This window comes from Cupriavidus sp. 21MJTG02-4 (assembly GCF_057798975.1).
This window is the reverse complement of the sequence record NZ_JBYOJP010000014.1, coordinates 108,499-126,684: the sequence shown is the minus strand read 5'-3', so window position 1 is coordinate 126,684 and position 18,186 is coordinate 108,499. Positions and strand designations below refer to the sequence as shown.

At 63.1% G+C, this 18,186-nt stretch carries 22 protein-coding genes and 1 tRNA gene; 18 read left to right on the top strand and 5 right to left on the bottom strand.

Annotation, left to right across the window (positions count from 1 at the left end; genetic code table 11):
• The first annotated feature begins 16 nt into the window (after positions 1-16).
• The 10 genes from hisA to AC3FKH_RS24875 all read left to right on the top strand — a co-directional run bounded on the left by hisA (position 17) and on the right by AC3FKH_RS24875 (position 6,465).
• Positions 17-763 (top strand): 1-(5-phosphoribosyl)-5-[(5-phosphoribosylamino)methylideneamino]imidazole-4-carboxamide isomerase, encoded by a 747-nt coding sequence (hisA, locus tag AC3FKH_RS24920; protein WP_488678443.1) that lies wholly within the window; start codon positions 17-19, stop codon positions 761-763.
• A gap of 67 nt (positions 764-830) precedes the next feature.
• Positions 831-1,601: an imidazole glycerol phosphate synthase subunit HisF gene (gene hisF, locus AC3FKH_RS24915; RefSeq protein WP_211949893.1), complete on the top strand. Its 771-nt coding sequence runs from the start codon at positions 831-833 to the stop codon at positions 1,599-1,601.
• 2 nt (positions 1,602-1,603) lie between these two features.
• The gene (gene hisI / locus AC3FKH_RS24910; RefSeq protein ID WP_483709579.1) at positions 1,604-2,011 is read left to right on the top strand and encodes a phosphoribosyl-AMP cyclohydrolase; all 408 of its coding nucleotides are present in this window, start codon (positions 1,604-1,606) and stop codon (positions 2,009-2,011) included.
• A complete protein-coding gene (locus AC3FKH_RS24905) occupies positions 2,008-2,385 on the top strand; it encodes a phosphoribosyl-ATP diphosphatase (protein ID WP_483730553.1) in 378 nt (125 codons plus the stop codon). The genes hisI and AC3FKH_RS24905 overlap by 4 nt, the downstream gene beginning before the upstream one ends.
• A 34-nt stretch (positions 2,386-2,419) precedes the next feature.
• Positions 2,420-2,809, top strand: a complete 390-nt coding sequence (locus AC3FKH_RS24900) for a DUF4870 family protein (RefSeq protein ID WP_488678442.1) — start codon at positions 2,420-2,422, stop codon at positions 2,807-2,809.
• A 54-nt stretch (positions 2,810-2,863) separates the two neighbouring features.
• On the top strand, positions 2,864-3,220 hold the full coding sequence (locus tag AC3FKH_RS24895; RefSeq protein WP_483709575.1) for a histidine triad nucleotide-binding protein: 357 nt from the start codon (positions 2,864-2,866) through the stop codon (positions 3,218-3,220).
• A gap of 144 nt (positions 3,221-3,364) precedes the next feature.
• Positions 3,365-3,589 carry a Sec-independent protein translocase subunit TatA gene (gene tatA, locus AC3FKH_RS24890; protein ID WP_483709574.1) on the top strand — a complete coding sequence of 75 codons (225 nt, stop codon included), beginning with the start codon at positions 3,365-3,367 and terminating at the stop codon, positions 3,587-3,589.
• A 99-nt stretch (positions 3,590-3,688) separates the two neighbouring features.
• Positions 3,689-4,195 (top strand): Sec-independent protein translocase protein TatB, encoded by a 507-nt coding sequence (gene tatB / locus AC3FKH_RS24885; RefSeq protein ID WP_488678441.1) that lies wholly within the window; start codon positions 3,689-3,691, stop codon positions 4,193-4,195.
• 107 nt (positions 4,196-4,302) lie between these two features.
• Complete coding sequence (gene tatC, locus AC3FKH_RS24880) at positions 4,303-5,091, top strand: twin-arginine translocase subunit TatC (protein ID WP_483709571.1); 789 nt, start codon at positions 4,303-4,305, stop codon at positions 5,089-5,091.
• Positions 5,092-5,319: 228 nt separating this feature from the next.
• Positions 5,320-6,465, top strand: a complete 1,146-nt coding sequence (locus tag AC3FKH_RS24875) for a porin (protein WP_488678440.1) — start codon at positions 5,320-5,322, stop codon at positions 6,463-6,465.
• A gap of 453 nt (positions 6,466-6,918) precedes the next feature.
• On the opposite strand, the gene AC3FKH_RS24870 is transcribed toward AC3FKH_RS24875, so the two are convergent.
• Entirely contained in the window at positions 6,919-8,112 is a 1,194-nt protein-coding gene (locus AC3FKH_RS24870; RefSeq protein ID WP_488678439.1) for a Do family serine endopeptidase, read from the bottom strand.
• A 19-nt stretch (positions 8,113-8,131) separates the two neighbouring features.
• Here AC3FKH_RS24870 and AC3FKH_RS24865 point away from each other — a divergent pair, with 19 nt between their 5' ends.
• Positions 8,132-8,878, top strand: a complete 747-nt coding sequence (locus tag AC3FKH_RS24865) for a Nif3-like dinuclear metal center hexameric protein (protein WP_483711555.1) — start codon at positions 8,132-8,134, stop codon at positions 8,876-8,878.
• Between the two features lie 64 nt (positions 8,879-8,942).
• On the opposite strand, the gene mscL is transcribed toward AC3FKH_RS24865, so the two are convergent.
• Positions 8,943-9,380 (bottom strand): large conductance mechanosensitive channel protein MscL, encoded by a 438-nt coding sequence (gene mscL, locus AC3FKH_RS24860; RefSeq protein ID WP_488678489.1) that lies wholly within the window; start codon positions 9,378-9,380, stop codon positions 8,943-8,945.
• Positions 9,381-9,594: 214 nt separating this feature from the next.
• On the opposite strand from mscL, the gene petA reads away from it, so the two are divergent.
• The 6 genes from petA (at position 9,595) to AC3FKH_RS24830 (ending at position 13,901) form a co-directional block, all read left to right on the top strand.
• Positions 9,595-10,212, top strand: coding sequence for a ubiquinol-cytochrome c reductase iron-sulfur subunit (gene petA / locus AC3FKH_RS24855; RefSeq protein WP_483709566.1), 618 nt, complete (start codon positions 9,595-9,597; stop codon positions 10,210-10,212).
• A 2-nt stretch (positions 10,213-10,214) separates the two neighbouring features.
• Positions 10,215-11,618: a cytochrome b gene (locus AC3FKH_RS24850; RefSeq protein WP_483709565.1), complete on the top strand. Its 1,404-nt coding sequence runs from the start codon at positions 10,215-10,217 to the stop codon at positions 11,616-11,618.
• A 38-nt stretch (positions 11,619-11,656) separates the two neighbouring features.
• Positions 11,657-12,400, top strand: coding sequence for a cytochrome c1 (locus AC3FKH_RS24845; protein WP_488678438.1), 744 nt, complete (start codon positions 11,657-11,659; stop codon positions 12,398-12,400).
• A 205-nt stretch (positions 12,401-12,605) separates the two neighbouring features.
• Positions 12,606-13,217: a glutathione S-transferase N-terminal domain-containing protein gene (locus tag AC3FKH_RS24840; RefSeq protein ID WP_008643086.1), complete on the top strand. Its 612-nt coding sequence runs from the start codon at positions 12,606-12,608 to the stop codon at positions 13,215-13,217.
• A 58-nt stretch (positions 13,218-13,275) separates the two neighbouring features.
• Positions 13,276-13,764, top strand: a complete 489-nt coding sequence (locus AC3FKH_RS24835) for a ClpXP protease specificity-enhancing factor (protein ID WP_488678437.1) — start codon at positions 13,276-13,278, stop codon at positions 13,762-13,764.
• Between the two features lie 61 nt (positions 13,765-13,825).
• Positions 13,826-13,901, top strand: a tRNA-Thr gene (locus AC3FKH_RS24830).
• Between the two features lie 80 nt (positions 13,902-13,981).
• Here the strand turns inward: AC3FKH_RS24830 and AC3FKH_RS24825 are convergent.
• From AC3FKH_RS24825 to AC3FKH_RS24815, 3 genes are read right to left on the bottom strand one after another with little or no spacing between them, the layout of a single operon-like run.
• Positions 13,982-14,752 carry an enoyl-CoA hydratase/isomerase family protein gene (locus AC3FKH_RS24825; RefSeq protein WP_488678436.1) on the bottom strand — a complete coding sequence of 257 codons (771 nt, stop codon included), beginning with the start codon at positions 14,750-14,752 and terminating at the stop codon, positions 13,982-13,984.
• A gap of 14 nt (positions 14,753-14,766) precedes the next feature.
• On the bottom strand, positions 14,767-16,005 hold the full coding sequence (locus AC3FKH_RS24820) for a CaiB/BaiF CoA transferase family protein (RefSeq protein WP_488678435.1): 1,239 nt from the start codon (positions 16,003-16,005) through the stop codon (positions 14,767-14,769).
• A 60-nt stretch (positions 16,006-16,065) separates the two neighbouring features.
• Entirely contained in the window at positions 16,066-17,040 is a 975-nt protein-coding gene (locus tag AC3FKH_RS24815; RefSeq protein WP_488678434.1) for a Bug family tripartite tricarboxylate transporter substrate binding protein, read from the bottom strand.
• Between the two features lie 164 nt (positions 17,041-17,204).
• Here AC3FKH_RS24815 and AC3FKH_RS24810 point away from each other — a divergent pair, with 164 nt between their 5' ends.
• Positions 17,205-18,173 carry a LysR family transcriptional regulator gene (locus AC3FKH_RS24810; RefSeq protein ID WP_488678433.1) on the top strand — a complete coding sequence of 323 codons (969 nt, stop codon included), beginning with the start codon at positions 17,205-17,207 and terminating at the stop codon, positions 18,171-18,173.
• Positions 18,174-18,186: the final 13 nt, after the last annotated feature.

Here is an 18,186-nt window from a genome sequence, read left to right as displayed (position 1 = left end):
CACGCTCGTCACGATTATGTTGCTCATTCCGGCCATCGACCTGAAGGACGGTCAGTGTGTACGCCTCAAACAAGGCGACATGGACCAGGCCACCGTCTTTTCCGAAGATCCCGCCGCCATGGCACGTCACTGGGTCAATCAGGGTGCGCGCCGCCTGCACCTGGTCGATCTCAACGGCGCATTTGTCGGCAAGCCCCGCAACGAAGCAGCCATCAAGGCCATCATCGCCGAAGTCGGTGACGAGATCCCGGTGCAGCTTGGCGGCGGCATCCGCGACCTGAATACCATCGAGCGCTGGCTGGATGGCGGCCTGTCGTACGTCATCATCGGCACCGCTGCCGTGAAGAACCCTGGCTTCCTGAAGGATGCATGCTCGGCCTTCGGCGGCCACATTATCGTTGGCCTGGACGCCAAGGACGGCAAGGTCGCGACCGACGGCTGGAGCAAGCTGACGGGCCACGAAGTGGCTGACCTGGCCCGCAAGTACGAAGACTATGGCGTGGAAGCCATTATCTACACCGACATCGGCCGCGACGGCATGCTGCAGGGGATCAATATCGACGCCACCGTGAAGCTGGCGCAATCGATGTCGATCCCGGTGATCGCCAGCGGCGGGCTGTCCAATCTGGCCGATATCGACAACTTGTGCGCCGTGGAGAACGACGGCGTGGAAGGCGTCATCTGCGGCCGTGCCATCTACTCTGGCGATCTCAACTTTGTCGACGCGCAGGCGCGCGCGGACAAGCTGAGCGCCGGGGAATAAGCCAACGCGCCCGGACGGGCGCCGCCGCTGCGGGCCGCCACCGGGCCCGCGGCGGACAAGGAATCTCATGCTAGCCAAACGTATCATCCCCTGCCTCGATGTGACGAACGGGCGGGTGGTCAAGGGCGTCAATTTCGTCGAGCTGCGCGATGCGGGCGATCCCGTGGAAATCGCGCGCCGCTATGATGAACAGGGCGCCGATGAAATCACTTTCCTCGACATCACCGCGACCAGCGACGGACGCGACCTGATTCTCCATATCATCGAAGCGGTGGCTTCGCAGGTCTTTATCCCGCTGACCGTGGGCGGCGGCGTGCGCGCCGTGGAAGACGTGCGGCGCCTGCTCAATGCCGGCGCGGACAAGATCAGCGTCAATTCGTCGGCCATCGCCAATCCGCAACTGGTGTCGGACGCGACCGGCAAGTATGGTTCGCAGTGCATCGTGGTGGCCATCGACGCCAAGCGCAGTTCGGCGCCGGGCGAGCCGCCGCGCTGGGAAGTCTTCACGCATGGCGGACGCAAGGCCACGGGGCTGGACGCGGTGGCGTGGGCGAAGGAAATGGCCGCGCGTGGCGCGGGTGAAATCCTGCTGACCAGCATGGATCGCGACGGTACCAAGAGCGGCTTCGACCTGGAACTGACGCGCGCCGTCAGCGATGCGGTGCCGGTGCCGGTGATCGCCTCGGGCGGCGTGGGCGGCCTGCAGGACCTGGCCGACGGCATCCGTCTGGGCCACGCCGACGCAGTCCTGGCCGCCAGCATCTTCCATTACGGCCAGCATACGGTTGGCGAGGCAAAAGCATTCATGGCCCGCGAGGGCATTCCCGTGCGGATCTGATCATGGCAAAGAAGTGGCTCAACAAGGTCAAGTGGGACGATAACGGCCTGGTGCCAGTGATCGTCCAGGAAGTCGGCACCAACGACGTGCTGATGTTCGCGTTCATGAACCGCGATGCGCTGCAGAAGACGGCCGAACTCGGCGAGGCCGTGTTCTGGTCGCGTTCGCGCAAGCGCCTGTGGCACAAGGGCGAGGAATCCGGCCACGTGCAGAAGGTGCACGAGATGCGCCTCGATTGCGATGAAGACGTGGTGCTGCTCAAGGTCACGCAGATCGACAGCATCGCGTGCCACACCGGCCGGCATTCCTGCTTCTTCCAGAAGTTCGAGGGCGATGCCGAGACCGGCGACTGGCAGACCGTCGAGCCGGTGCTCAAGGATCCTTCGCAAATCTACAACGCCAAGCCATGACCGAATCCCACTCCGCCGGCGCCGATGTGCTGGCGCGCCTGGCCGCGGTGCTGGAATCGCGCAAGCCTGAAAACGGCGGCGACCCCGAGAAATCGTACGTCGCGCGCCTGTTCCGCAAGGGCGACGATGCCATCCTCAAGAAGATCGGCGAGGAAGCTACCGAGACCGTGATGGCTGCCAAGGACGCGCGCGCGGCCGGAAAGACCGGCGCGGACGCGGACAAGGTGGTCTACGAGGTGGCGGACCTGTGGTTCCATACCATGGTGCTGCTGGCCAACTTCGGCCTGAAGCCGGCGGACGTCGTCAACGAACTTGCGCGTCGCGAAGGGTTGTCCGGCCTCGAGGAAAAGGCCAGCCGCCCGGAGCAGGGCTGACGGCCGGGGCAGCGGCTGAATCGAAAGGGCGGGCATGGCGAACGATTACACCGGGCAGGTCACGACCAGCGATAGCGAACGGCTCGCCAGCCTGCGCAAGCTGATGCATATCCTTTATGCGCTGTATGCCATCTTCTGGCTGACGGGCGGCGTGACGGCGCTGATCGCCATCATCGTCGACTACGTCAAGCGCGACGATGCGCGCGGCACGCTGTATGCGTCGCACTTCGCCTGGCAGATCCGCTCGTTCTGGTCGTCGGTGGCCTGGGCCGTGCTCGGCGGCGCGTTTTTCGTCAGCGTGGTGCTGATTCCGCTGGCCTTCGCGGTGTGGGCGATCCTGTCCCTCTGGATGCTGTATCGTATCGTGAAAGGTTGGCTCTATCTCTATGACAGCAAGCCAATGTACGTGGGACAGGGCTTCTAGTGATGAGGTATGTCGCGATGACCGGTGTGCCTTCGACATCGCAACGAAAATTTCATGAATTCGCAGGATAATTGCATCTTCTGCAAGATTGTGGCCGGCCAGATCCCGTCGCGTAAGGTGTACGAAGACGACGACATGATGGCCTTCCACGATATCCACCCCAAGGCCCCGGTACACTTCCTGCTGATCCCCAAGTCACACGTCGACTCGCTGGCGGAGTGTGGTCCAGCCGAAGGGGAGGTGCTTGCTAGAATGATGCTGAAGGTGCCCGAACTGGCGCGCGCGGCGGGCTGTGGCAATGGCTTCCGGACGGTGATCAATACCGGCCCGGATGGCGGCCAGGAGGTCTACCACCTGCACCTGCATGTGCTCGGTGGTCCGCGCAACGAATGGAAGGTGCCGCTGCCCTGACCGGGCAGACAAGCATAAGGAGCCGGACCACGTGCGTGGGCCGGACGCTGCGCCGGCAACCGTCGCCCGGCGCGGCCAGATTTGGACGGAACAACGGGTCCGGGCGGCAACAGGTAACGCCCGCGGCTTCATCAGGAGCAAGAAATGGGTTCGTTTAGCATTTGGCATTGGCTGATCGTTCTGGTGATCGTCATGCTCGTTTTCGGTACCAAGAAGCTGCGCAATATCGGCCAGGACCTGGGCGGCGCGGTCAAGGGCTTCAAGGACGGCATGAAAGAAGGCGGTGACGACAAGCCTGCAGAGGCCAAGGAACTGCGTGATTCCACCACCATCGATGTGGAAGCCAAGGAAAAGAGCCGCCAGCAATAAGCCTGGCATTGCCGCTTTTTCCCTTTTCGCCCTGTCTCCGCACCGAGTGGTTGCACGACCGATGATTCTCGCCCCGGCAGTAATCCGCCTGACGCCCGCATGATCGACCTTGGCATTTCGAAGCTGGCGCTGATCGGCGCCGTGGCGCTGATCGTGATCGGCCCCGAGCGCCTGCCCCGCGTGGCGCGGACGGTGGGTGCGCTGGTCGGGCGTGCGCAGCGCTATATCAATGACGTCAAGGCTGAAGTCAGCCGCGAGGTGGAGCTCGAGGAACTGCGCAAGATGCGCACGGAATTCGAAGACGCCGCGCGCGATGTCGAGCGGACCATCCACAAGGAAGTCAGCGAGCAGACGCAGGCGCTGAATGAAGCGCTGGGCGGCGCCGAGGGCTCTGCCGCGCCTGGCGTCGATGCCTCGAGCTTCTCACCCAGCTGGGACTCGGCGCACAAATCGCACAACGGGCGCAAGAGCTGGCGGGTCAAGCAGGGCGCGCGTCCGCTCTGGTTCAAGCGCCAGAACAATGTCCGCGTCTGGGTCCAGTCCGGCGCCGCGCGCGTCAAGCGACACCGCCCGGCCGCCGGCCGGGCCCGATCCTTCTTCGAATGAGCATGGCCGGGCAGCAGCACGCTTGCCGCCCGCCATCGCGATGCCTGCCGCGCAAGCGGTCTCACCGAAATACAAATGCCAGCCGCCACGGCTGAGCGGTCCACGCCATGAGCGACAACCGGTCGAACGATCCCCAAGACGAATCGCAGCAGGAAACCTTCATTTCCCACCTGGTCGAGCTGCGCGAACGCCTGGTCAAGGCGGTGGCCGGCGTCCTCCTGGTCTTCGTGGGACTGGTGTACTGGGCACCCGTCATCTTCAACCTGTTCGCGCGCCCGCTGATGGATGCGCTGCCCAAGGGCGGCAGGATGATCGTGACCGATGTGACCGGCTCATTTTTCGTGCCGATGAAGGTCACATTGCTGGTCGCTTTCCTGATCGCGCTGCCCTGGGTGCTGTACCAGATCTGGCAATTTGTCGCGCCGGGCCTGTACCAGCATGAGAAGCGGCTGATTGTGCCGCTCGTGAGCAGCAGCTACGTGCTGTTCCTGTGCGGCGTGGCGTTCGCGTACTTCCTGGTCTTTCCGACCGTCTTCCATTTCATGGCGCACTACAACGCGCCACTCGGCGCGGACATGTCGACGGACATCGACAAGTACCTGAGCTTCGCCATGACCACGTTCCTTGCCTTCGGCATCACCTTCGAGGTGCCGGTGGTGGTGATCGTCCTGGTTCGGTTTGGCGTGGTGGAGCTGGATAAGCTCAAGCAGATCCGTCCCTATGTAATCGTCGGTGCATTCATCATTGCTGCCGTGGTCACGCCGCCGGACGTCCTGTCCCAGCTCCTCCTCGCCGTGCCATTGATTGCACTGTATGAGCTCGGGTTGCTGATGGCGCGCTTTGTGGGCCGTCCGGAAGCCCGCACCGATGCCGCCGCCGAGACGCAGGCTGATTGATTCGATGGGACAAGAAAGCGGTGGGTTTGCACCAATTTGGTGAAATCCTGCCTTGTTTCTGTTGTTCAGTCACAACAAAAGGCGGCCGTATACGCGGTTTACGCCGAAAAAGCCTTCTGACGGCCGGGGACGCTGGCCCATAATACGCAGCAGACGTGAAAGTTAATGCGTCGCCCAAACACTTGGGCAACCAAGATTTCCCAATCAGTTGACAAGGAAAGTGTCGATATGAAGATGAAACTGTTTGCTGCTGCCGTCGCCGCTCTGGCCGCTGGCGGCGCGTATGCCCAATCGAGCGTGACCCTGTACGGTGTGGTTGATGCTGGTATCGAATACCAGAACAACCAGCCTGCCAACGTGGCTCAAGGCGTAGGCTCCGGCCACAGCGTGACCCGCATGATCTCGGGCGGCCAGTCGGGCAGCCGTTGGGGCCTGCGCGGTGTGGAAGATCTGGGCGGCGGCCTGAAGGGTCTGTTCGTCCTGGAAAGCGGTTTCACCGTTGACGATGGCAAGATGGGCAACGACGGTCGCCTGTTCGGTCGTCAAGCCTACGTCGGTGTTGGCAGCCAATACGGTCAGCTGACCCTGGGCCGTCATCAGACCCCGTTCTATGACTTCGGTCTGCAGTTCGACCCGATGGCCATTGCATCGAACTACTCGATCACCTCTCAAGACGGCGCCTTCTCGAGCCGTGCTGACAACTCGATCAAGTACATCGGTACGTTCGGTGGCCTGACCGCCAACGCTCTGTACAGCTTCGGCTCGAACACCGGCGGCGCCACCTCGGCCTTCCAAGGTAACGCAGGCGAAGTTCCGGGTACCTGGAAGATCGGCCGCGAGTACAGCCTGGGTCTGAGCTACGCTGCTGGCCCGTTCGCTGTTGGTGCCGTGTATGACGAAACCAACCTGGGCTTCACCGCCAACCCCGATTCGACGGTTCGCCGCGCTTCGCTGGCTGGTACGTACGCTTTCGGTCCGGCTAAGCTGTTTGCCGGCTATCGTTGGGCCAAGGGCGTTGACCTGGGCACGATCGCGTTCCTGGGCAACACCAGCCTGCAATCCATCAGCGGCGCGAAGGCTTCGTCGAACCTGTACTGGCTGGGTGCTGGCTACCAAGTGACGCCGGCATTCTCGCTGACCGGCGCAGCTTACTACCAGGACTTCCGTGGCGCCAAGGCTGATCCGTGGCTGTTCGTTGCTACGGCTGACTACGCTCTGTCGAAGCGCACCGACGCTTACCTGAGCCTGGCCTACGCCTACAACCGCGACAACTCGAACCTGGGTGTTAGCGGCTTCGGCAAGACCAACGTTGACTCGACCGGCAAGGGCGACAGCCAGTTCGGCGCTACCGTTGGTATCCGCCACAAGTTCTAATCTGATGCGGGCGTGAGCCCGCTGTAGATTGGCTTAAAAAACGCCGGCACTCGAAAGAGTGCCGGCGTTTTATTTTGTCGGCTGTATGTCAAGCAGTGCCGAAAGGCGGTGCTGCAGCAAAGGCACTGAGCGAAGTTCTGTGTGCAAAGTCGATCGACGACCTGATGATGGCTCGGTTTGCACGAAGGGGACGGCGAAAGCCTGCGCCTCGCACGGGTATCGCATGACGAGCAACACGAGAAGATTGTGCCCTCGATCATGGCTGACTCTCCAGCTGGGCCCGTTGGGATCCCTGTTGCCTGTAACCGCTGGCGATTCCGTCGGCACCACGCTGCGCAGTCTGCGGCTTGTGTGATAGGGCCGGATTGTCTCGCGGCGACATGACAAAAAAAACCCGCCATCTGCGGCGGGGTTTTTGCTTTGCGTACTTGGGCTAGAGATCAGGCGGACGCGCTATTCCTCGTCGTCGAACGGCACGGCGCGCCGTGGAGGCGGGGGCCGCTTGCCAATAGTCACGGTCAGCTCGGCCGGCTTGCCGCGGCGGATCACTTTCATCTTGCTGTCCACGCCCGGCTTGAGCTGGGCGATCGCGTTCAGCAACGCGGTGGTGTCGGTGATGGGCTGACCATCCACGGAAGCCAGTACGTCGCCCGGCTTCACGCCGGCCTTGTCGGCCGGGCCGCCTTGCACCACGGCGGCGATCAGCGCGCCTTCCTTGGCCTCGAGCCCGAACGATTCAGCGATTTCAGGCGTCATGTCCTGTGGTTCCACGCCAATCCAGCCGCGCGTCACGCTGCCGGTCGAGATGATCGATTCCATCACCTGCTTGGCCGTCGAGACCGGGATGGCGAAACCAATGCCGAGCGACCCGCCCGAGCGTGAATAGATGGCCGTGTTGATGCCCAGCAGGTTGCCCTGCGCGTCCACCAGCGCACCGCCGGAATTGCCCGGGTTGATTGCCGCATCCGTCTGGATGAAGTTCTCGAACGTATTGATCCCGAGATGGCTGCGGCCCAGCGCGGAGACGATGCCCATGGTTACGGTCTGGCCGACACCGAACGGATTGCCGATAGCCAGCACCACATCGCCGACCTTCACGTTCTCCAGGCGGCCGAGCGTGATGGCAGGCAGGTCCTTCAGCGAGATCTTGAGTACGGCCAGGTCGGTTTCAGGATCCGAGCCCACGACCTTGGCGTTCGCCTTGCGGCCGTCGGTCAGCGCCACCTCGATTTCATCGGCGCCATCGACCACGTGGTGGTTGGTTAGAATGTAACCCTCGGCACTGACAATGACGCCCGATCCCAGGCTGGACACCGGCTCCTGGCGTTCCGGCAGGCGGTCGCCGAAGAAGAAGCGGAACCAGGGATCCTCGGACTGCGGATGGGGCGAGCGCCGTGTACCGTTCTTGCTGGTAAAAATATTCACGACGGCAGGCATCGCCACCCGGGCAGCTTCGCTGTAAGACCCTTCCGCGGCGGCGCCGGCCACGTTGGGCACGACCTCCTTCAGCGCCACGATAGGCGACCCCGACTGCACCGCGACGCGCCCCCTCTGAAGCCACTCGGGCTTGAGCGTGGCGACGACGAACCAGACTGCCAGCACGACGGTGACAGCCTGGGCAAAGAACAGCCAAAAGCGCCGCAACATATTGGAGTTTGATCAAAAAATGAAGACGAAAGAGCTGGAATTGTACTTGAACGACCTGTTGGCGGTTTCCCGCTACAAGGACTATTGTCCTAACGGCCTGCAAGTGCAAGGCAACGCCGAAGTCACACACATCGTGACGGGCGTGACGGCCAGCCTGGCGCTGGTCGAAGCGGCCATCGAGGCCGGCGCGCAGGCCATCCTCGTGCATCATGGCTACTTCTGGAAAAACGAGGATGCGCGCGTGGTCGGGCAGAAGCACGCTCGCCTCAAACGGTTGCTGGGTTCGGACGTCAACCTGTTCGCGTATCACCTGCCGCTCGACAACCACCCCGAGTTCGGCAACAACGCCCAGCTCGCGCAGCAACTCGGCTTCACCCCGACGGGGCGCTTCAGCGGCGATGAACTCGGCTGGACCGGCACGCTGCCTTCGCCGATGCCGCTGCAGGCACTCGCCGCGCATATCGGCGGTGTACTCGGGCGCGAACCACTGGCCATTGGCGATCCGGACCAGATGATCCGCACGGTAGGGTGGTGCACCGGCGGTGCGCAAGGTTATTTCGATGCCGCCGTGGCAGCGGGTGTCGATGCCTATCTGAGTGGCGAAGTCTCCGAGCAGAACACGCACCTCGCGCGGGAAAGCGGCGTGGCGTATCTCGCGGCCGGGCATCATGCCACGGAGCGCTACGGCATTCGCTCGCTCGGCGAGCATGTGGCGCAGCGCTTTGGCCTGCAGCACACCTTCGTCGATATTCCCAATCCTGTTTGACACGCATCAATAAAAACGGCCCCCACAGGGGCCGTTGTCTTGTCAGAATCCTGCTCTTGCCCGATCAGGGCTGGCGGGTCTGCAGGCTGTCGCGAATTTGACGCAGCAGGACAATATCTTCAGGCGTCGGCGGCGGTTCCGCCGGAGCTGCCGGCTCCTCGGCGCGCATCTTATTGAATGCCCGCACCATCAGGAAAATGATGAAGGCCAGAATCAGAAAGTTGACAACGATAGTCAGGAAATTACCGTAAGCAAACACTGGCACGCCGGCTTTTTTCAATGCGTCCAGCGTCATTGGCGTACCCGGCGGCGGCTCCGCCAGCGTGACGAACATATTGGAAAAATCCAGCTTGCCAACGATACGCCCGATCACGGGCATGATCAGGTCATTGACGACCGAATCGACGATTTTCCCGAATGCCGCGCCAATGATCACGCCGACCGCAAGGTCGATCACGTTGCCGCGCATTGCGAAGGTCTTGAACTCCGACACCATGCTCATGGGGCTTTCTCCTTCTTGTTGCAAGCAATGAACGCCTTCAAGCCCAGAAGCCTGCCGCATCAATGCGCGGAAAGCAAGCTTGCACGCGGCAATCCGCGCGTCCGGCCGATAATCGTACATTCCCATTGGGTTTTTCGCCTATCTTGCGCGGAGGTGCCTCATGTACAATTTATGGTTGACGCAAAATCTAAATTGACTTCCCCTGGGGTTTGGAATGAGTGACCAGCAAGACGTGAAGAGCGTGGATAAAGGTCGCCGCAATTGGTTGATCGCGACATCCGTCGCTGGCGGCGTCGGAGGCGTAGCAGTAGCGGTTCCTTTCGTCAGTACCTTTGCACCATCCGAGAAGGCCAAGGCGGCCGGCGCGCCAGTGGAAGCCGATATCGGCGCCCTCAAGCCCGGCGAGATGATGACGGTCGAATGGCGCGGCAAGCCGGTCTGGATCCTGCGCCGCACCGACGAGATGCTGGCCTCGCTCAAGAAGACCGACGGCGAAGTCGCTGATCCCAATTCCGACGTTCCGTTCACCATGAAGACGCCGGAGTACTGCAAGAACGAAACCCGTTCCCGCGCGGAACACAAGGACCTCCTGGTCGTCGTGGGCATCTGCTCCCACCTGGGTTGCTCCCCTTCGGGCCCTTTCCCTGCCGGCTCCAATCCTCAGCTCGGCACCGATCCCGGTTTTCTCTGCCCCTGCCACGGCTCGACCTTCGACCTGGCCGGCCGCGTCTTCAAGAACAAACCGGCTCCGCAGAATCTCGATGTTCCCCCATACCAGTTCCTGACCGACACCAAGCTCGTGATCGGCAAGGATGAAAAAGGAGAAGCTTGATCATGGCGGCCGATAAGCAAGTCAAGACGACCGGTCTGCTGGGCTGGGTCGACGCCCGCTTCCCCGCCACGCAACTGTGGGAAGACCATCTCTCCAAGTACTACGCGCCAAAGAACTTCAACTTCTGGTATTTCTTCGGTTCGCTGGCGCTGCTGGTGCTGGTGATCCAGATCGTCACCGGCATCTTCCTGGTGATGAACTACAAGCCCGACGGCACGCTCAACGCCGCCGGCATTCCCGTGGCGTTCGCCAGCGTGGAATACATCATGCGCGAAGTCCCATGGGGCTGGCTGATTCGCTACATGCACTCGACCGGCGCCTCGGCTTTCTTCGTGGTCGTGTACCTGCACATGTTCCGCGGCCTGCTGTACGGCTCGTACCGCAAGCCGCGCGAGCTGGTCTGGATCTTCGGCTGCCTGATCTTCCTGTGCCTGATGGCCGAAGCCTTCATGGGCTACCTGCTGCCATGGGGCCAGATGTCGTACTGGGGCGCGCAGGTGATCGTGAACCTGTTCTCGGCCATCCCGGTGATCGGCCAGGACCTGTCGCTGTTCATCCGCGGCGACTACGTGGTGAGCGATGCCACGCTGAACCGCTTCTTCTCGTTCCACGTCATTGCGGTGCCGCTGGTGCTGCTGGGGCTGGTGGTCGCGCACATCATCGCGCTGCACGAAGTGGGCTCCAACAACCCGGACGGCGTCGAGATCAAGGCCAAGAAGGACGCAAACGGCGTGCCGCTCGATGGCATCCCGTTCCACCCGTACTACTCGGTGCACGACCTGCTGGGCGTGGGTGGCTTCCTGATGATCTTCTCGGCCGTGATCTTCTTCTTCCCGGAAGTCGGCGGTTATTTCCTGGAATCCAACAACTTCTTCCCGGCTGATCCGCTCAAGACGCCGCCGCACATTGCGCCGGTGTGGTACTTCACGCCGTTCTACTCGATGCTGCGCGCCACCACGTCGAACTTCCTGCCGATCCTGTGGGTGTTCTTCGCGCTGGTGCTGGGCATGCTGTTCGTGCGCAGCAAGGACGCCCGCATCAAGGCGGCGTCCGTCGCCATCGCCGTGATCCTGGCAGTCGGCTTCTATTTCATCGACGCCAAGTTCTGGGGCGTGCTGGTGATGGGCGGCTCGGTCGTGATCCTGTTCTTCCTGCCGTGGCTCGACTGCTCGCCGGTGAAGTCCATCCGCTATCGTCCCGCCTTCCACAAGACCATCCTGACCGTCTTCGTGGTGGTGTTCATCGTCCTCGGCTACCTCGGCGTGCAACCGCCGTCGCCGGTTGGCGAGAAGGTGTCGCAGCTCGGCACGCTGCTGTACTTCGCCTTCTTCCTGACCATGCCGCTGTGGAGCCGTGCCGGCCAGTTCAAGCCGGTGCCGGAGCGCGTCACGTTCCATCCGCACTGAGCGACGCGCGAACCCCGACAAGAGGACAAGGACACACGATGAAAAAGCTGCTTTCCATCATTGCGCTGGCAGGCGCCTGCTTTGCCGCCGCGCCCGTCATGGCCAACGAAGGGGGGTATCCCCTGGAGCCGGCACCGGTGAACACTGCGGACCTGTCGTCGCTGCAGCGTGGCGCCAAGCTGTTCGTCAACTACTGCCTGAACTGCCACAGCGCTTCGCTGATGCGCTACAACCGGCTCAAGGACATTGGCCTGACGGATGACCAGATCCGCGACAACCTGCTGTTCTCCGCGGACAAGATTGGCGAGACCATGACCATCGCCATGCAGCCGAAGGAAGCCAAGGCCTTCTTCGGCGCACAGCCGCCCGACCTGTCCGTCATTTCCCGCGCCCGCGGCGATGACTGGCTGTACACCTACCTGCGTACCTTCTACCGCGACGACAGCCGCGCCACCGGCTGGAACAACCTGGTCTTCCCGAGCGTCGGCATGCCGCACGTGCTGTGGGAACTGCAGGGCCAGCGCGCCGCCAAGTTCGCCGAAACGGAAGAGCATGGCGAAAAGGTCCACAAGTTCGCCGGCTTCGAACAACTGAGCCCCGGCAAGCTGAGCAAGGTCGAGTATGACCAGGCGACGGCTGACCTGGTTGGCTTCCTGGACTGGATGGCCGAGCCCGCGCAAAACCACCGCAAGCGCCTTGGCGTCTGGGTGCTGCTGTTCCTGGGCATGTTCACCATCTTTGCGTGGCGCCTGAATACGGCCTTCTGGAAAGACATCAAGTAACGTCCCAGCCGGCCCGGCATGAAAGAGGGCCAGAGCGGAAGTTGCTGTGGCAGCACCGCTCTGGCCCTTTTCCTATTGGGATTGCCCCAATAGTCGCCCCATAAGTGACGTATTTATATCTTATTTGCTTTTCGATGCCCGAGTTTGGCAGAATGTCTGACCTTACCGTCCGACCCCGCATCGGCTAAGCCCAAGGAATCCAACCATGATGGTGTTGTATTCGGGTACGACTTGCCCGTTTTCCCAGCGTTGCCGCCTCGTCCTGTTCGAAAAGGGCATGGACTTCGAGATCCGCGACGTTGACCTGTTCAACAAGCCCGAAGATATTTCGGTGATGAATCCCTACGGCCAGGTGCCTATCCTGGTCGAGCGCGACCTCATCCTGTATGAGTCGAACATCATCAACGAGTACATCGACGAGCGCTTCCCGCACCCGCAGCTGATGCCGGCCGACCCGGTGCAGCGCGCGCGCGCCCGCCTGTTCCTGTTCAACTTCGAAAAGGAACTGTTTACCCACGTCTACGTGCTGGAGAACGAAAAGGGCAAGGCTGCGGAAAAGAACCACGAGCGCGCCCGCGCCGCGATCCGCGATCGCCTGACCCAGCTTGCGCCGATCTTCGTTAAGAACAAGTACATGCTTGGCGAAGAATTTTCGATGCTCGACGTTGCCATTGCCCCGCTGCTCTGGCGCCTGGACCACTATGGCATCGAGCTGTCGAAGAACGCCGCGCCGCTGCTCAAGTACGCCGAGCGCATCTTCAGCCGTCCGGCCTATATCGAAGCGCTCACCCCGTCGGAAAAGGTGATGCGCCGCTAAGCGTGGCGGGCCCGATGCTTGCGCATCGGGTCAACCACCGGCGCTTTGAAGAAGCACCATGCCTGAAACCTCCACCAAGCCCTACCTGATCCGCGCCATCTACGAATGGTGCACGGACAACGGCTTCACGCCGTACGTTGCCGTTTTTGTCGACGCCAACACGAGCGTTCCGCGCGAGTTCGTCAAGAACAACGAGATCGTGCTCAACGTCAGCTTCGACGCCACGAGCGGCCTGGACATGGGCAATGAGTGGATCACGTTCAGCGCGCGCTTTGGCGGTATCTCGCGCAAGATCGACGTGCCCGTGGAAAACGTGCTCGCCATCTACGCGCGTGAAAACGGCCAGGGCATGGCGTTCCCGGTCGAGCGCAGCGTGCCCGATACCCTGGCCGCGACCGAACGTGAAAACAATCCGCCGCCCAAGCTGGCCCCGGTGGAATCCGAGACGCCGGCCGGCGCCGAGCAGGGCGCTCCGGACGACGACGAGACCCCGCCGCCCGTGCCGCGCATCGGTGGCAAGAAGCCGTCGCTGAAGGTGGTGAAGTAAGTCACCCGCAACGCACCAAAGCGGACCGCAATGCAGTAGAATCGCGGTCTGCATCAGATATGCCGGCTTAGCTCATCAGGTAGAGCAGTTGATTTGTAATCATCAGGTGGCGGGTTCGAGTCCTGCAGCCGGCACCAGATAGAAAAAGGGGTTACGTGATTTTTGCGTAACCCCTTTTTGCTTTGCGTTTTCTCCGGCCCAGGCGAATCAAACGTTTTCAGCCCTGCCAGTACGGCTTTCGCTTCTCCACGAACGCCGATATGCCTTCCTTGGCATCCTCTGTCGCAAACACATTGCCAAATGATTCCACCGCCGTCGCGATGCCGCGCCGGTAGTCGCCATCATTGGCGCGCAGGAACGCCGTGCGTCCCATCCGCATCACAACCGGGGATTTGTCGCACAGCGTCTGCGCCAGCGCTCTCGCTTCACCCATGACGTCTTGCTCCGGGACGACGCGGCTGACCAGTCCGAGCGACATCGCTTCGGCCGCGTCGAATGAGCGGCCCGTGAACAGCAGGTCGAACGCGCGATGGCGGCCGATGATGCGCGGCAGGTGCGTAAAGTGGATGGCCGGCGTCACGCCGACGTCGATCTCCGGATAGCCGAAGGTCGCGGAATCGGCGGCCACGATCATGTCGCAGTGGATGGCCAGCGTCATGCCGCCGCCACGCGCGGTGCCGCCTACGGCGGCAATTGAGGGCTTGCCAAGCTTGAACTGCGCTTCGTTCAGCCCGCTGTAGAGCTTGTCGACAAGCTGGTACGCGCGCGACGGCGTCGCGCCGTGCAGCGCATCGAGCCGAAGGCCCGCGCAGAAGCGCCGCGGCACGGCGCTGCCGAGGATGACGGCACGCACGGTATCGTCGTGCGCCGCACGGTGCAAAGCCTCGAGCAGCGCATCGATCATGTCTTCGTTCAAGGCATTGACCGGAGGGCTATCCAGCAGGATCTCCGCGACGCGGTCGCGGACTTCATAGGTAACGGCGGACATGTTGGTTCCTGGTGTCATGCTGTGGCGCGCTGATGCGTCGACGCGGAGTTGGATTCATCGCAACCGGCCATTGCGACCACGCCGCTCGCCTTGAGGACAGCGATGGCTTCGTCGTCGTAGCCGGCCTGGCGCAGGACTTCCTCGGTGTGCTCGCCGAGCAGCGGCGGAGCGCGGTGCGCGGCGCGGTTCTCGCCACGGAAGCGGACGGGCAGGCCCATGTTGCGGACCGTCCCCAGCACCGGGTGCTCGGACTCGACGACGAGCCCGCGTGCCGCGAGTTGCGGATGCGCAAGGGCCTGATCCAGCGTGTGGATCGGTGCGCAGGCGACGCCGGCGTTGCGCAGCGCCTCCAGCCAGAACGCCACGGGCTCGGTGGCAATGCGCCTGCGGACCAGCGCGACGGTCTCGTCGAAGTTTGCGACGCGATCGGCATTCGTCGCGAAGCGCGGATCGTCGACATAGGCTTGCAGCCCGGCAACGGGGCAGAAGCGCCGCCACTGCGCATCATTGCCGATGCCGATCATGACCGGGCCGTCGGCGGCCTCGAACACCTGGTACGGCGCCATGGCCGGATGCGCGGTGCCCATCGGACGCGGCGGCTTGCCGCTGCACCAGTAGTTCTGCGCGAGATAGCCCATGAAACCCATCGCGGTGTCCAGCAGCGAGACCTCCAGCTGCATGCCGCGTCCGGTCTTCTGCCGCTCGATGAGCGCGGCCAGGATGCCGCTGAACGCGTGCATGCCGGTGCCGAGATCGACCGGAGAGAAGCTCGCGCGGGCGTGCCGGCCGCCGGGTTCGCCCATCGTGCTGATCATGCCGCTGAAGGCTTGCAGCATGACGTCGTAGCCTGGCTCCTGTCCGAGCGGCCCGGTCCGGCCGTAGCCGGAAATCTCGCAGTAGATCAGTGCGGGGTTCAGGGCCGACAGGGTTTCATAGTCCACGCCAAGTCGTGCGGCGGCACCGCTGCCAAATCCTTGCAGCACGATGTCTGATCTGGCCGCTAGCGACTGCACGATCTTCCGGCCCTCGGCCGTCTTCAGGTCCACCGCGAGACTGCGCTTGTTGTGGTTGACCGCCAGGAAGGTGGCCGACTGGCCACGATCCTGCGGCAGCCACGCACGCGTGTCGTCGCCGTGCCCGACGGGCTCGACCTTGATGACCTCGGCGCCCAGTTCGCCCAGGTACTGGCCGCACAACGGGCCAGCCAGCACCTTGCTCAGGTCGAGCACCCGAATTCCTTGCAATGCAATCATGTGTTTGTCCGTTGTAAATCCATCTGCAGCAGGCTGCGGTCCTGCTCGCTGATCCGCGGCCTATTCCGGCCGGATGTCGATCGACCGCGCCAGGGCCGTCCAGCGCGCCGCATCGCGGTTGACGAAGTCCTGCACCTCGCCAGGCGCCAGATGGAAAGGCTCGGCGCCGCGTGCGACCAGCGCATTGCCGTAGGCCGCACTGCGCGCGGATTCGGCCACCGCTTCGCGCAGCAAGTTGACAATCGCGGGCGGCGTGCGGGCCGGGATTTGCAGCGCGAGCCAGAACTTCAGGCTTACCGCCGGATAGCCCGCCTCGGCCAGCGTCGGCACGTCAGGCAGCAGCGGCGAGCGCGCGGCCGAGGTAATGGCCAGCGCTTTGAGCTTGCCGCCCTGTATCTGGCCAAGACAGGTGGTCATGCTGTCGAACAGGAAATCGACATTGCCGGCCATCACATCGCTGCTGGCGGGCGCGCTGCCCTTGTACGGGACGGTGACCGCAGTGAATTTCGCGGCCTTGAGCAGCAATGCGCCGTAGATATGCGGCGAGCTGCCGGCGCCATAGGTCGCGTAGCTGAGGTTGTCCGGCTTCTGCCTGCCCAGCCGGACCAGGTCGGCCAGGCTGCCGACGCCGAGCTTGGTCGGATGTATCACCAGCACGTTCGGCACGGTCGCGACCACGCCCAGCGCCAGCAGGTCGCGTTGCGGCTGGAAGCGCAGGTCCGGGAACATCAGCGGGTTGACGGCATGCATGCCGACCGTGTTCAGCAGGATGGTGTAGCCATCGGGACTGGCGTCGAGCACGCTCTGCGTGCCGAGGTTGCCGCCGGCGCCCGGTTTGTTCTCCACCACGACGGGCTGGCCCAGCTTCTGCGACAACGGCATGGCGATCTGCCGCGCGACGAAGTCGCCGGGGCCGCCCGCGGCGAACGGCACGACCAGCTTTACCGGCCGCGCAGGCCATGAATTCGCCAGCAGCGGCCGCGCGAACAGCGCAGCGCCTGCGCCGGCAAGAAAGTTGCGGCGATCGATTCCCATGTTGTCTCCAGTGACGGCCTGCGCCAGGTTCCGCGTTCATTGCGCGGGAGTGGTGTCACTATCGACGTCACGGACATATATGTCCAAGACATCTTCTGGATGCCGGGTATCATGGTTCGTTATAGCCCGTGAAGGCCAGCCTTCGTGCAGCAGGAGACACAGCAATGGGGATACCGGTAGATGTGCGCGGGTTGCGCAGCTTTCTTGCCGTGGGGGCGGCGGGGTCGATCTCGCGCGCGGCCGAAACCTTGCACATCGCCCAACCCGCCCTCAGTCTGCAGATCCGGCAGCTCGAAGAGACGCTGGGCGTAACCTTGTTCCTGCGCAGCCACAAGGGCGTATCGATTACGGCGGCGGGCCAGCGCTTCGAGCAGCACGCCAGGGACATCCTGAAGCGGGTCGACCTGGCTTGTGAGGACGTGCGCGATCTCGTTACGGACCCGGAAGGGCGGGTCGCCATCGGACTGCCGCAATCCATGGCCAAGATCCTGACCGTGCCGCTGGTGCGCGAGACCATCCGGCGCTGGCCCAAGGTGCGGCTGCAGGTGATCGAGCTGAGCACGGGGTACATCCCGAACCATCTGCTGACGGGCCATATCGACATCGGGCTGACCTTCCAGTCGAACGCCGATCCTGGCCTCTTGTTCGATCATCTGGTCGACGAAGACCTCGTGCTCGTGGCCGAGCCCGGAAAATTCGGTGGCGCGAGACGGCGCGATGCATTGCCCGCAAAGTCCGTCCGCCTCGGCGACTTGAGCCACTACCCGATGATCCTCCCCGCCGGCGAGCATGGCCTGCGTGCACTGATCGACAGCCACTTGCGCGCGCACGAGATCGAACTGAGCGTGCTGGCGGAGGTGAATGCGATCCCCGAACTGATCGCACTCGCGGCCGCCGGGGTGGGCTATACGGTCCTTTCCTATGCGTCGGTCTCTACGGAATTGCGCAAGGGGCTGCTGTCCGCCGCGCGCATTGCCGAGCCCGCGATGTCGCGGCCGGTGTTCCTGTGCCGTTCGGCGACCATGCCGCTATCCGTGGCGGCGTCGGCGGTGCATGAGTTGCTGGGCGAGATTGTCAGCGCGCAGATTGCCGACGGGAGCTGGCCGGCGCGTGTCGGTACGGCGCGGCGGTGAATGGCCGTCCGGC

Bases quoted from the DNA above. Each gene is read 5' to 3' on its own strand.
- tatB (WP_488678441.1), top strand. From the start codon at position 3,689: ATGATCGACCTTGGCATTTCGAAGCTGGCGCTGATCGGCGCCGTGGCG.
- AC3FKH_RS24815 (WP_488678434.1), bottom strand. From the start codon at position 17,040: ATGGGAATCGATCGCCGCAACTTTCTTGCCGGCGCAGGCGCTGCGCTG.
- AC3FKH_RS24845 (WP_488678438.1), top strand. From the start codon at position 11,657: ATGAAAAAGCTGCTTTCCATCATTGCGCTGGCAGGCGCCTGCTTTGCC.
- hisF (WP_211949893.1), top strand. From the start codon at position 831: ATGCTAGCCAAACGTATCATCCCCTGCCTCGATGTGACGAACGGGCGG.
- tatA (WP_483709574.1), top strand. From the start codon at position 3,365: ATGGGTTCGTTTAGCATTTGGCATTGGCTGATCGTTCTGGTGATCGTC.
- AC3FKH_RS24835 (WP_488678437.1), top strand. From the start codon at position 13,276: ATGCCTGAAACCTCCACCAAGCCCTACCTGATCCGCGCCATCTACGAA.
- AC3FKH_RS24875 (WP_488678440.1), top strand. From the start codon at position 5,320: ATGAAGATGAAACTGTTTGCTGCTGCCGTCGCCGCTCTGGCCGCTGGC.
- hisA (WP_488678443.1), top strand. From the start codon at position 17: ATGTTGCTCATTCCGGCCATCGACCTGAAGGACGGTCAGTGTGTACGC.
- AC3FKH_RS24850 (WP_483709565.1), top strand. From the start codon at position 10,215: ATGGCGGCCGATAAGCAAGTCAAGACGACCGGTCTGCTGGGCTGGGTC.
- AC3FKH_RS24870 (WP_488678439.1), bottom strand. From the start codon at position 8,112: ATGTTGCGGCGCTTTTGGCTGTTCTTTGCCCAGGCTGTCACCGTCGTG.
- AC3FKH_RS24840 (WP_008643086.1), top strand. From the start codon at position 12,606: ATGATGGTGTTGTATTCGGGTACGACTTGCCCGTTTTCCCAGCGTTGC.
- hisI (WP_483709579.1), top strand. From the start codon at position 1,604: ATGGCAAAGAAGTGGCTCAACAAGGTCAAGTGGGACGATAACGGCCTG.
- AC3FKH_RS24820 (WP_488678435.1), bottom strand. From the start codon at position 16,005: ATGATTGCATTGCAAGGAATTCGGGTGCTCGACCTGAGCAAGGTGCTG.
- AC3FKH_RS24905 (WP_483730553.1), top strand. From the start codon at position 2,008: ATGACCGAATCCCACTCCGCCGGCGCCGATGTGCTGGCGCGCCTGGCC.
- AC3FKH_RS24810 (WP_488678433.1), top strand. From the start codon at position 17,205: ATGGGGATACCGGTAGATGTGCGCGGGTTGCGCAGCTTTCTTGCCGTG.
- AC3FKH_RS24895 (WP_483709575.1), top strand. From the start codon at position 2,864: ATGAATTCGCAGGATAATTGCATCTTCTGCAAGATTGTGGCCGGCCAG.
- tatC (WP_483709571.1), top strand. From the start codon at position 4,303: ATGAGCGACAACCGGTCGAACGATCCCCAAGACGAATCGCAGCAGGAA.
- mscL (WP_488678489.1), bottom strand. From the start codon at position 9,380: ATGAGCATGGTGTCGGAGTTCAAGACCTTCGCAATGCGCGGCAACGTG.
- AC3FKH_RS24900 (WP_488678442.1), top strand. From the start codon at position 2,420: ATGGCGAACGATTACACCGGGCAGGTCACGACCAGCGATAGCGAACGG.
- AC3FKH_RS24865 (WP_483711555.1), top strand. From the start codon at position 8,132: ATGAAGACGAAAGAGCTGGAATTGTACTTGAACGACCTGTTGGCGGTT.
- petA (WP_483709566.1), top strand. From the start codon at position 9,595: ATGAGTGACCAGCAAGACGTGAAGAGCGTGGATAAAGGTCGCCGCAAT.
- AC3FKH_RS24825 (WP_488678436.1), bottom strand. From the start codon at position 14,752: ATGTCCGCCGTTACCTATGAAGTCCGCGACCGCGTCGCGGAGATCCTG.